This window comes from Kangiella profundi (assembly GCF_002838765.1).
Lineage (GTDB): Bacteria > Pseudomonadota > Gammaproteobacteria > Enterobacterales > Kangiellaceae > Kangiella > Kangiella profundi.
The window spans coordinates 763,647-776,386 of record NZ_CP025120.1 but is presented as its reverse complement, the minus strand read 5'-3'; the positions used below and the strand labels follow the sequence as shown (position 1 = coordinate 776,386).

6 protein-coding genes are annotated in these 12,740 nt (G+C 44.1%); 2 read left to right on the top strand and 4 right to left on the bottom strand.

The window, feature by feature from the left end; genetic code table 11:
- The first annotated feature begins 82 nt into the window (after positions 1 to 82).
- Positions 83 to 616: a hypothetical protein gene (locus CW740_RS03715; RefSeq protein WP_106646273.1), complete on the top strand. Its 534-nt coding sequence runs from the start codon at positions 83 to 85 to the stop codon at positions 614 to 616.
- Positions 617 to 1,310: 694 nt separating this feature from the next.
- Here CW740_RS03715 and purL read toward each other — a convergent pair.
- The gene (purL, locus tag CW740_RS03705; RefSeq protein ID WP_106646271.1) at positions 1,311 to 5,219 is read right to left on the bottom strand and encodes a phosphoribosylformylglycinamidine synthase; all 3,909 of its coding nucleotides are present in this window, start codon (positions 5,217 to 5,219) and stop codon (positions 1,311 to 1,313) included.
- A gap of 167 nt (positions 5,220 to 5,386) precedes the next feature.
- Here purL and mltF point away from each other — a divergent pair, with 167 nt between their 5' ends.
- Positions 5,387 to 6,904: a membrane-bound lytic murein transglycosylase MltF gene (gene mltF / locus CW740_RS03700; protein WP_106646270.1), complete on the top strand. Its 1,518-nt coding sequence runs from the start codon at positions 5,387 to 5,389 to the stop codon at positions 6,902 to 6,904.
- Between the two features lie 52 nt (positions 6,905 to 6,956).
- On the opposite strand, the gene CW740_RS03695 is transcribed toward mltF, so the two are convergent.
- From CW740_RS03695 to CW740_RS03685, 3 genes are all read right to left on the bottom strand, one after another.
- On the bottom strand, positions 6,957 to 8,720 hold the full coding sequence (locus CW740_RS03695; RefSeq protein WP_106646269.1) for a GspE/PulE family protein: 1,764 nt from the start codon (positions 8,718 to 8,720) through the stop codon (positions 6,957 to 6,959).
- A 126-nt stretch (positions 8,721 to 8,846) separates the two neighbouring features.
- Positions 8,847 to 11,744 carry a TonB-dependent receptor domain-containing protein gene (locus CW740_RS03690; protein WP_106646268.1) on the bottom strand — a complete coding sequence of 966 codons (2,898 nt, stop codon included), beginning with the start codon at positions 11,742 to 11,744 and terminating at the stop codon, positions 8,847 to 8,849.
- Positions 11,745 to 11,894: 150 nt separating this feature from the next.
- Positions 11,895 to 12,692 (bottom strand): TatD family hydrolase, encoded by a 798-nt coding sequence (locus CW740_RS03685; RefSeq protein ID WP_106646267.1) that lies wholly within the window; start codon positions 12,690 to 12,692, stop codon positions 11,895 to 11,897.
- Positions 12,693 to 12,740: the final 48 nt, after the last annotated feature.

Here is a 12,740-nt window from a genome sequence, read left to right as displayed (position 1 = left end):
ATATTTTTTATATTGCTACATCACCAAGAAATCCACATTCAATGTGGCTTTAATTCTTAATTTTACTTATGGATTTATCAATATGAACATTGCGCGTTTAAATTCAGCTATTAATAATTTCATTGATTTTCTAAACGTCAACTATCAAATGATTACCAAATCCTATGAAATATATAAATTAAAAGTCGAGAAAGATAAGTTTTTTTTAGTTTCGTTTGAAGAGTATTTCTATGATTGGGCGCAAGCGAATTGGGAGCTTTTAGTTGAAAGGGTCGTGTGCTCACCTAATGAATCACTTGTGATTTATGGCTCAGGTAGTGATTATGAGGCAGCTGGACATAGTAGAGTGTTTTTTCATAATGCGGAGCCAACTCATAAGCTAATATGTGTTGCTAAATCTGCGGTTATAGATTTGCTATCTGAAACTGAAGTAGATTTAACACAATTTGATTTTGATTCTTTCGTTTCTATTGACGGAGGATGGTACGATATATCCCCACCCTTCGACCATATCCTGTTAACTGAAGAAGATGCTCATGCTGGCGACTATCAACAAATAGTCATACCACTTAATCATGTTAGTTTCTGTGTTAAGAAAATTGGACATTCAGGGTAAATTAAAAACAGGGAAAATCAAAAGAAGAGCTCTTACAGTTTCTTAAAAATCAACCAAAGGCAATTAATAACCCCAAAATCGTCTCGGAAGAAGGAAACTATCTGTTTTGGGGCACTACTGTTAAGTTTGAGTTTGAATATGGAAAACTCATCAAAGTATTTTGGTAAATAGTTTAATAATTTAACTCAGCACACATTAACTAAGACTTTACTCTCCCACCAATGAACTTATGAATTCCAAAACAAACACGTCTAAATTATTAAAAGGACTTGCTAACACAATATTCGCGATTTCCGCGACCTTGGCCCCCTTTATGGTCATTGTTGCGATAATTAATGGATATTTCAAAGAAGTAATCGTGCTTTTATTAGCTTCTTTGTTTGTTCTTTCTGTAATTGCAATTAGGAGTCTTTACAAGCTAAAGGATAAAATCTCAAAAGGATCGCCTTTGCGATTTTTTAGCTTTCTAGTAGTGGCTACGGTTGCAGTAGCTGTATCTGGCTACTCCTTTGTAGCATCAGTTATCGGAATTTACAGGTTGCTAGCAGGTTGATCCTAAATAGACTTACTACATTCCCGCCATTCATGGCGGTCGTAAAACAAGGCTTGAAGCTTTTTAGCTCGCGGAGTGGACTAGTTGTCCATGAGCAAGATAAAAAGCTTCGTAACGCAGTGTTAGGCAAAAAAGATAGTTTTAACCGATTGAAAGACGGGCGTTATAGAACATCCTCTGCCAAGCCCCATCCTCTCTCCACTCATCCGGTCTCCATGAATTCTGCACCGTACGCGCTACGCGCTCTGGATGAGGCATCATGATAGTGACTCGACCGTCAGTTGTAGTGAGGCCGGTGATACCGAATGGTGAGCCATTTGGATTGGCTGGATAAGTGTCTGCAATATCGCCGTAGTTGTTGATGTAACGTGCGGTGATTAAACCTGACTCGTTGACTTGTTTTGCCAGTTCTTCAGATTTGAATTCTGCACGGCCTTCACCATGTGAGACAGCGATTGGTAGGCGCGAGCCTTCCATGCCGGTCATGAATAGTGATGGTGATTTTGCCACTTCAACCATAGCGAAACGCGCTTCGAATTGTGCTGACTGGTTGCGCACGAAGTGTGGCCAATGATCTGCGCCAGGGATCAATTCCTTGAGGTTTGACATCATCTGACAACCGTTACAGATACCTAAGCTGAAGGTATCAGGACGATTGAAGAAGGCTTCGAATTCATCACGCGCGCGTGAGTTGAAGAGAATCGATTTTGCCCAGCCTTCACCTGCACCCAGTACGTCACCGTATGAGAAACCACCACATGCAACTGCGCCGGTGAAATCTTGTAAGCTCACACGTCCTGACAGGATGTCGCTCATGTGAACGTCGATACACTCGAATCCTGCCTTGGTGAACGCAGCCGCCATTTCTAGCTGGCTGTTTACACCCTGCTCTCTTAACACTGCAACACGTGGGCGTGCGCCAGATGAGATAAGAGGCTTAGCGATGTTTTCATCAACGTTATAAGTTGCTACAGGTTTGATACCTGGGTTATCCAGATCAAGCTTGCTGTCGTATTCCTGTTGCGCGCATTCTGGGTTATCGCGCATTGCCTGCATGCGGTAGGTCAGTTCTGACCAGATGGCACGCAAGTCTTTCATGTCACGCGAAATAACGTCGTTACCGTCTTTGGTGACGCTGAATGTTTTAGTTTCTGCTGGCTCACCAATGAAGTGTGCAAATTCATTGACCTGATACTCTGCCAGAATAGCTTCAACCTGATCGCGTTTATCAGCAGGAACCTGCAACACGGCGCCCAGTTCTTCGTTAAACAGAATCTCTTCTGCTGTGCCATTAAGCTCTGACAAATCCACGCTTACACCACAGTTTCCGGCAAAGCCCATTTCAACCAAGGTTGCTAATAAACCACCATCTGAACGATCGTGGTAGGCATGAACTAGATCGTTGTGATTCAGCGCCTGAACGGCGTTAAAGAAGTTGCGAAGATCATCACTTGAGTCAACGTTGGCTGGCTCTGTACCAAGTAATTTATAGACCTGAGTGAAGGCTGTTGCACCAAGGCGGTTTTTGCCGCGACCAAGATCTAACAGTAATAGTTCAGTCTCTAATGGAGCGCCGTCTTTATCTGTGCGCAACTGAGGCGTCAAACTCTTACGTACATCAGTTACCGGTGCAAATGCGGTGATAATCAATGAAAGAGGTGCAGTAACACTCTTTTGTTCGCCATTGTCTTCCCAAACGGTTTTCATAGACATTGAGTCTTTACCAACTGGGATAGTGATACCAAGCTCTGGACATAACTGCATGCCAACTGCTTCAACAGCTTTATAAAGATTCACATCTTCGCCCGGAGCGCCGGCAGCGGCCATCCAGTTTGCCGAAAGGCGAATCTTTTTAATGTCATCAATCTTTGCAGCAGCAATATTGGTAACCGCTTCACCAACTGCCATACGCGCAGAAGCCGCACTATCAAGCAATGCTGCAGGAGTACGTTCACCCATCGCCATGGCTTCGCCAGTGTAGCTGTTATGAGTTGATGTAGTTACCGCACAGTCAGCCACTGGAACCTGCCATGGGCCAACCATCTGATCGCGCGACACCATACCACCAACGGTACGGTCGCCAATCGTAATCAGGAAAGTTTTATCCGCAACCGCTGGTAGCGCCAGAATACGGTCAACGGCTTCATTGATGTCATCAACTTGAGGAAGTGCTGTTGACGGTGCTGCCAACGTAGTCGCTTCACGATGCATCTTTGGTGGCTTACCGAATAGAATATCCATTGGTAAATCCACAGGTTTGTTATCAAAGTGTTGATCGTTTAGCTCAAGGTGTAGTTCTTCTGTCGCTTCGCCAACCACTGCAAATGGGCAACGCTCACGACCACAGATTTCTTCGAACTTTGAAAGGTTGTCAGGAGATACCGCTAAGACATAACGTTCCTGTGCTTCGTTACACCAGATTTCAACAGGCGCCATGCCTTTTTCAGCATTTGGCACACGGCGTAATTCGAACTTACCGCCGCGCTCGCCATCATGTACTAATTCTGGAATCGCGTTCGACAAGCCGCCCGCGCCAACGTCATGAATAAATTCGATTGGGTTTTTCTCACCCATTGCCCAGCAACGGTCTATCACTTCCTGACAACGACGCTCCATTTCAGGATTGTCACGCTGTACCGAAGCAAAATCTAAATCTTCCTGACTGGAACCGGAGGCCATCGATGATGCAGCACCACCGCCAAGACCAATCAACATCGCTGGACCACCCAGTACAATCACTTTGTAACCTGGCTTAATTTCTTTTTTCTCAACATGCTGCTCACGGATGTTACCCATACCGCCTGCAATCATAATTGGCTTGTGGTAACCGCGTACTTCCTTTCCGTACTCAAAGTCGAATTCTTCTTCGAAAGTACGGAAATAACCGTTCACTGCCGGACGACCAAACTCGTTATTGAAGCTGGCGCCACCAATCGGGCCTTCAAGCATAATATCCAATGCAGTAACGATACGCTCAGGCTTACCGTAATCCGTTTCCCAAGGCTGGATATAACCGGGTAGTTTAAGGTTTGAAACAGTAAAGCCAGTCAAGCCAACTTTTGGTTTGCCACCAATACCGGTTGCGCCTTCATCACGAATTTCACCGCCAGAGCCAGTAGAAGCACCTGGGTATGGCGAAATACAGGTTGGGTGGTTATGGGTTTCGACCTTACACAGTACGTGAACAGGCTCTAAGTGATATTGGTATTCATTGGTTTCCGCGTTGGCGAAGAAACGATGCGCGGTAAAGCCTTCAAATACGGCAGCATTATCTTTATAAGCTGACAGCACACCTTCAGAGTTAACCTGATAGGTGTTTTTGATCATCTTGAACAATGACATCTCTTTCTCAATGCCATCAATAGTCCAAGATGCATTAAAAATCTTGTGGCGACAGTGCTCAGAGTTTGCCTGGGCGAACATCATCAGCTCAACGTCCGATGGATTACGACCCAATTTAGTAAAACTCTCTACCAGATAATCAATTTCGTCTTCCGCCAGAGCCAGACCAATGTCAGTGTTGGCTTTGACCAGTGCATTACGGCCACCACCTAAAATATCGACATGAGCCAAAGGTTTCGGCTGGTGCTGTTCAAATAAAACTTCCGCCTGACTGTGCTCAGTGAATACCGACTGAGTCATGCGGTCATGAATAAGTGGCTTTAGTTGAGCAACCACATCAGCATCCAATTCAGCGCCATCTTTAGTCTTGAAATAGACCGCAACTGCACGCTCGATACGCTCAACTTTGTCCAGACTACAGTTTTGCGCGATGTTGGTTGCTTTCGAAGACCATGGCGAAATGGTTCCTGGGCGTGGTACCACAATCAAGCGCTGCCCAGTATGCTCACTGGCTGGTCGGCTTGGGCCGTATTCCAATAATCGTTCAAGAATCTTCAATTCTTCATCAGCCAACTCGCTGTTGGTATCCACGTAGTGTACGTATTCACCATAAATATCAATAACTTGCGAACTGATAGATGACGCTTCTTTGAGTAAATGTGCTTTTTGAAAATTAGAAAAGGCAGGGTTACCGCGTAATATGAGCATACCAATCTCGACTGTAAATCTGGAGGAATTGCGAAAGAGCGCAAATTTTACTCTAAATGGCTGTTATTGATAAGTCCTAAAGGGGAAATTGAATGCTTTAATTTGCACTTTTTGGCTTATTGCCGTCATAATGTTGGCAAACAACCGCTGAGATTATAATTTTCTAAATGAATCAAGGCCTTACAATTAAGTTACTCGGTTTAGCGCTAGTTATCGTGTCTGCTTTGTTTCTGACAAGCTGTACCGAAGAACCCAAAAACCAGCTGGAAAGCGTTCAGCAGCAAGGTTACATCAAAGTTTATACTCGCATATCTCCCACCACCATGTATGTCGGTGAAGAGGGTTTCAGCGGATTTGAATATGATTTGGTAAAGTTATTTGCGGATGAACTCGGTGTGCGGGTTCAGATTGTGACCGAAAACGATATCGCCAAGATTTTGCGTGAAGTTTCCAGTGGTCGAGCTGATTTTGCGGCAGCTGGATTAACAGTTACTAAACAGCGTGAAGAATATCTTCGCTTTGGCCCACCCTATCAGGAAATAACCAGTAAGCTTGTTTACAAGCAAGGCAATGATCGTCCTCGCGACTTCAGCCAGGTTGATAAAAACCTGACCGTAGTTGCCAACAGCTCCCACTCAGAGGAACTGTTGAATGCACAACAAGATTACCCCAACTTAAGCTGGACGGAGCGTTCTGATTTGACGCCACAGGACCTGCTAGATGGTGTGCTGGACGGTACCTTCGATTACACCATTGTAGACTCTAATGAGCTGCAGCTGGCTCGCCAGGTTCAACCGGAGCTGGCAGTAGCCTTTAGCATATCTGAACCTGAACCATTGGCCTGGGCTTTCCCGAAAGGCACAGACAATAGCTTGTATATTAAAGCGATTGAGTTTTTCTCAAAAATTCGTGGTGACGGAACTTTGGCCTACCTGACAGAGCGTTACTATGGCCACTTGTCCAAATTCGATTATGTTGGCAATCGAGAGTTTCTCCGGGCCATAGAAGACAAACTGGATAAATATCGTCCTTATTTCTACGAAGCAGCCGCGAATGACCTGGACTGGCGTTTGCTGGCCGCCATGGGCTATCAAGAATCTCACTGGGAACCTCACGCCCGCTCTCCAACCGGCGTAAGGGGTTTGATGATGCTAACCCTCAATACCGCCAAACAGCTTGGTGTTAAAAACCGTCTTGATGCGGAGCAAAGCATTTTAGGCGGAGCAGATTATTTACGCCTGGTTAAAGAAAAGATACCTGATCGTATTGAAGAGCCAGACCGAACCTGGTTTGCACTGGCTGCATACAATGTGGGTTTTGGCCATCTTGAAGATGCACGTCGTCTGGCAGAAGGTGACGGAGCCAATCCTGATAAGTGGCTGGATGTTAAAGAATACCTGCCTCTGCTTCGTCAGAAGAAATGGTATTCAAGAACCCGCTATGGGTATGCCCGAGGGGATGAGCCAGTTAAATACGTGAACAATATCCGCATGTACTATCAGGTGCTCAAGCAAGTAGCCGAACCTAAGGCAGGTGGTTCCGAGCTGGTAGACCCTGAAACAGAGTCAATGCAGGAAGGTGAGGAAATTGGTGACAATGGTCAGGATGAAGAAAACATTCTAGGAACTGATGAAGCACTTGCTGAAACCGAAAGCGACAAATCTCAAGATGATACTGAAAAATAAAAGGCTGATATTTACATCAGCCTTTGAACTCTAAACCGTATCCAATCAAAAGCTATTTAGTATCTCTAGGAGCTACTCTTAAAACTTCGTCGATGGTTGTTAAACCTGCGGCAACTTTATAAGCACCGCTGACTCTTAGTAGGTTCATGCCATCGGCAATCCCCTGCTTTCGTAATTGACGAATTTGTGCCCCTTCATAAACCAATGTTTTAAGATCATCAGTGACTTTTAGTAATTCATAAATGCCCTGTCGTCCCTGATAGCCCGTGTGTCGACAACGATCACAGCCAACGGGGTGAAATATTTTTTCAGGCATCGGTACTTTTTGGTTTTCTCCTACCAAAGCTTTCCACGCCAGGGGATCGGTTGAAACTTCTTCTTTGCAATATTTGCATAAAGTACGAACCAGGCGCTGTGCCATCACCCCAAGCATGGTTGCATTTAATAAATAGGGCTCAACACCAATCTCGATCAGACGGGTCATCGCCGAAGGTGCATCGTTGGTGTGCAGCGTTGATATCACAAGGTGACCGGTCAAAGCTGCCTGCACCGCCATCTGAGCCGTTTCTTTATCACGAATCTCACCTATCATAATGATGTCAGGATCCTGTCGAAGCAAAGCCCTGACCCCCGCTGCAAAGTCCAAATCAATATCATGGTGAACCTGCATCTGGTTAAGGTTTGGATCAACCATTTCAATAGGGTCTTCTATCGTACAGATATTTACTTCAGGCGTGGCCAGCAGTTTAAGTGATGTATACAGAGTTGTTGTTTTACCTGACCCAGTGGGACCAGTAAGCAGAACAATACCCGTCGGCTGACTTATCATATCGCGCCAGGTCGCTTCAGTTTCTGCTTCAAGACCAAGCTCATCAAAATTACGAGTTAATACGGTTGGATCAAAAATACGTCCAACAAATTTTTCACCAAAAGCAGTTGGTAGCGTCGATAAACGTAGTTCAATTTCAGAACCATCAGGACTTTTGGTTTTAACACGACCATCCAAAGGTTTACGACGCTCTGCAAGATCCATGCGACCAAGAATTTTTAGTCGTGAGATTACCGCATGGGTGATTGATATGGGCAGTTCATAAACCTTATGTAAAACACCATCAATTCGAAAACGTATTCTGCCTACTTCTCGTCTAGGCTCAATGTGAATATCACTGGCTCGCTCTTTAAATGCATACTGCAATAACCAATCAACAATCTGAACAATGTGCTGGTCATTAGCGTCAGCCTCTTCGGCTCCTTTAAGCTCAATGAGCTGTTCAAGATTAGTTACAGTATTATCTTTTTGTAGCTTTATGTCGTTGGCGCCTTTTACAGAAGCCGAAAGCAGATAAAATTCTTTTTGGTAGCGTTTAATTAGTGCTGGATTGCCCATCACCGGCACGATTTTCATTCTTAAAACCTGCTCAAGGCTTTCGCGCCAGGACAAGTCTTCAGGATACATCACAGCAACTTTGACAACCTCGGCATCTTTATCAACATGAATGACCAAAATATTATGCCGTTGTGCATAGGCAAGAGACATCACTCTGGTTACGCCATCCACATCAATTTTTAACGGATCAATTTTTTCATAAGGTAACTTATACAGTTTTGCAACAAACTGGGTGAGCAGCTCCTCATCAATGATGCTTCGGTGATCGTCGTGACGAGTTAAGGAAAGATCGGCAACTTGCTCGATAGGATGCAGCTTGGGATTCACTTGTCGCAAGTGAATTCTGGACGCCTGAAATTGCTCCTCGGAAATCCAGTTTGCTTTTTTTAATAAATCCAATAATTGAAACGAGGATAAAGTTGAGGACATGATGCCATTAGTATTTGCTGTAGGATGAGCTCAGATTAAACCAAACAGCAGTATTTTCCAATGTTCAACTTCAACAAGACATAAAAAATGGGGCCGAAGCCCCATTCCCCAACTTACCTGCAACAACTAGAACTTCATTCTAATTGATAGATAGCTGAAGCTACCTTCAGGATCGTAGACCGATGGGTCATAACCATTCAGAGAGCAGCTGAAACAAGCTGGTGGATCTTCGTTTAGTGCATTGTTGATACCAAGGGTTAATTCCATGTCCATACCATCAATTTCAGGATAATAAGTAAACTGAAGATCGTGGTACAAACGAGAATCTAACTCATTGGTTGATTCAGCATCGGTAGCACCTGGGTTCGAACATAAACCTAAAGCAGTTAAACTGTTAGGTGTATTATCCAAAGTATCTGAGCAAGATTCAGTCAAACTATCGATATAGCGCATTGTCCAACCTAAACTCCAGTCATTACGCTTCCAGGTAGTACTAATCATTGACTTCCACTCAGGAATACCAGAGTCATTGCGCTCAATACCAGCGATATCTTCACGAAGTCCTAATGACTCCTCAATGTATTCATTGACGATAGTGTTCGTCCAATCAACATTCAATGTACCCCAGTCATACTGTGGGCTGACATAGCTTATATTAAAATCGTAACCAGAGGTTTCTATCACACCGATATTAACCAGACGGTTATTGAAGCCATTAATAGCACCACCTGCAGTGCGGCTAATTCCATTACAATACTCAGGGTTTTGAGTTTCAATACAGAGGTTCAACTGAGTCTGCGCATCAATTGCCTGCACAGCACCTTCAATTTCATGGTTGTAGTAAGTAGCTTTGAAATCTAAAGAGTTGATCCAATCAGCTTCTGCTGCCCAACCAGGACTATAAACGAAACCAAAAGTAGTGCTATCAGAACGCTCTGCATCAAGATCTGGATTACCACCAGTTGTGATAGAGATCTGAGGATTAGTTTGCTGATAAGTGTCAGGAATGCCTAACGCTTCGCAATCTTCTTGGAATTGTGTACCAACATAGTTTGAGCAGCGGTCAGTTAGGGTTGCATCGTAACGTGAAGCACCGGCATAAAGCTCACCGATACTTGGCGCTCGGAAACCTTCGGATACAGCACCACGAATCATAAACTCATCAGTTACACGCCACAGAGCGCCAAACTTAGTTGTTGTTTCAGAACCAAAGGTACTGTAGTCAGAGTTGCGAGCAGCCAATGTTAAAGTTAGCTCTTCGGCCGCTGCCATATCTTTTAGCAATGGCACTTTAAACTCTGCATAATATTCATCAACGTCATACTCACCACGAGTTGGTGTTGATGGAACACCATTACTTTCGCCGGCAACAACCAGCCCATCAGGCTGGTAAGAACCACGATACTCGCGTGACTCAATACCGGCTGCGAAAGAGAAATAACCTGCAGGCATTTCAAATAGGTCCGCTGAAATGTTTGCTGAGAAGGTATCAATAACATTATCGCTGACATCTGTCATGACAGGCTGAATATAATCCAGCATTTCACGAGTAATAGTTCCAGAACCATCACCCTGACCACCGGTTAGGTTCAATGGCACACAACCTTCTAATGCCTGACAGTCAGCTAAAGGTCCAAGGGCATTTTTAATTCGGCGGATATTGTAGCTACCATAAGTGGTCTGCTGTGCGTCATTCTTACCGTGACTGTAGTTAACGTCCCAATAATAGTCATTATCGCCAGCCATGAAGCTACCATTAAAGCCCATTGCAATAAATGTGGTATCAACATTTTGCTTGAACACACGAGGGCCACCCTCTAACGGACGACGTCCAATAAAGATTAAGTTATTCTCATCCAGAGTAAAACCAAATGGGTTATAGGGATTGGTTTCGTGAATACCGACCGTATCAGCCAAACCACCTGTGCCAGCATCTGGACCAATGAAAATTGGCTCGGGAGCAGCCTGGTTTGTTGATTTTCGGTTATTGTACATGGCCTTAGTATAGAAACTAACATTATCAGAAACTTGATAATTCACCTGACCAAAGATAGAGGTGCGTTGACTTGGTGTGACATACAAATTGTATGTTGAGAAATTGAAACGATCATTGTTTGTGAACGCATGGAAGTCGTCGTTAGGACCACCGGGGTTACTTACATCATAGGTAGGAATCCCGGTAACACCATCGTTAATAGTCAAGTCGTTCACTTGATCGTTAGGGTCAACAAACAAGAAACGACCTTGAGGAGTACCAGAACTACCACGAGTTACGCCAGTATAAGGTACAGGCACTTTTGATAACTCACGGTCCAGTGCTTTTACTGACTGTTGATCGTAATGGCTGACGTTGAAAAAGACATTCAGGCGATCTGAGTTTGCACCAAATGAAATATCAAATTGGCCGGTTTCACCATCACCTTCATCAAACATGCCACCATAGGCATTGATCTCCATTCCTTCGAAATCTTTACGAGTAATGATATTTACAACACCAGCAATTGCATCAGAACCGTAAATTGATGAAGCGCCATCTTCTAGAATTTCAACTCGATCGATAATACTGATAGGTATCGTATTTAAGTCAACAGAGTTTGATACCCCCGATGCTGAAGAACCGTTAACCCAGCGCTGACCATCAACCAGCACCAATGTTCTTTTAGCATCCAAGTGACGTAATGCAACCTGAGCTGCACCAGCGCCTACACCACCACCATCTGGTGGGAAACCGAAGTTACCACTACTATTGAATCGAGTATTCAGTGCAGAACCTGAACCTGGCAACTGGGCTAGAATGTCGCCAATGGTTTTTAAACCAGATTGATCTAGAGTTGCTCTATCTAAGACTTTTACCGGATTAGCACCTTCAGCTTGTGCCTGACGAATACGAGAACCTGTTACAACAATGCTCTCCGCTTCTTCCTCTTCTGCCGCCAAAACAGCATTATTAAAGCTCACCGCAGAAAGAACTGCAGTGGCGATCATCAGCTTTTTGGCAGGCGGGAAAATAGATTTTTTATCCATTTTTAAACCCCGTTATTGTTAGTTTATGTTTAGTTATATTTCAGCTATAGGACGGTTAGCCTTCTAAAGGCAAACCGCGAATTGTTATAGCTTAAAACTTAACCAATAACAACAGGGTCTTTAGATAAATGTGAAATAACGAGATTTTGCTTACTGAATACCCAATATTTGCTTACTGTTTTGAGTCGTTGCAGTTGCAATTTCATGCGCAGGCTCTTCTCGCAATTCAACTAAGCTATTGAAATTCTGAAAGATATTCAGAGGGGTGTTATGGTCTTTTGTATAATTATAGGGTTTCATATCTGGCGCATCCGTTTCCAGAACTATATCAGATAAAGGCAATTCGGCAGCTAAGGCACGAAGTTTTACCGCTCTTGGGTAGGTCATGGCACCGCCAAAACCGAGTTTAAAGCCAAAGTCGCGATAGCGCTTTGCCTGCTCCATACTGCCATTATAAGCATGCACAATGCCGCCGTGTTCAAAGTGCAAAGTCTTTAAATACAGCAGAATATCTTCATGAGACTTACGAACATGCAAAATCACTGGAAGGCCAGCTGACTTAGCAATTTCAATTTGTGCCTTGAATAAGGAAATCTGAGTCTTTCGATCCGCTTCCTTTTCATAGTAGTCAAGACCAATTTCACCAATTGCCGAAAGATTATTAACCGTCACAGCCAATTCAAGATCGTGTAGGTGTTGTTTTTTATGCTCTTTTAGAAACATGGGGTGTAAGCCCAGAGCAACATGGACATCAGGTCTTAATGCCGCTAGTTGTCGCAGGTAGCGCCACTTATCCTGTGTGACGCCGGGAATCAGGATACCCTCGATTCCGACTTTATGCATGGTGCTAAGAATGGCATCCCGGTCTTTATCAAAAACCGGGAAGTCTAGATGACAATGACTGTCGAATAACTTAATTTCAGGTTCTTTGCGCTTTGGTCTGAACATCCTATATTCTCTACCCTTTCCATTGCAGCACAGGATTTATGTCGACTG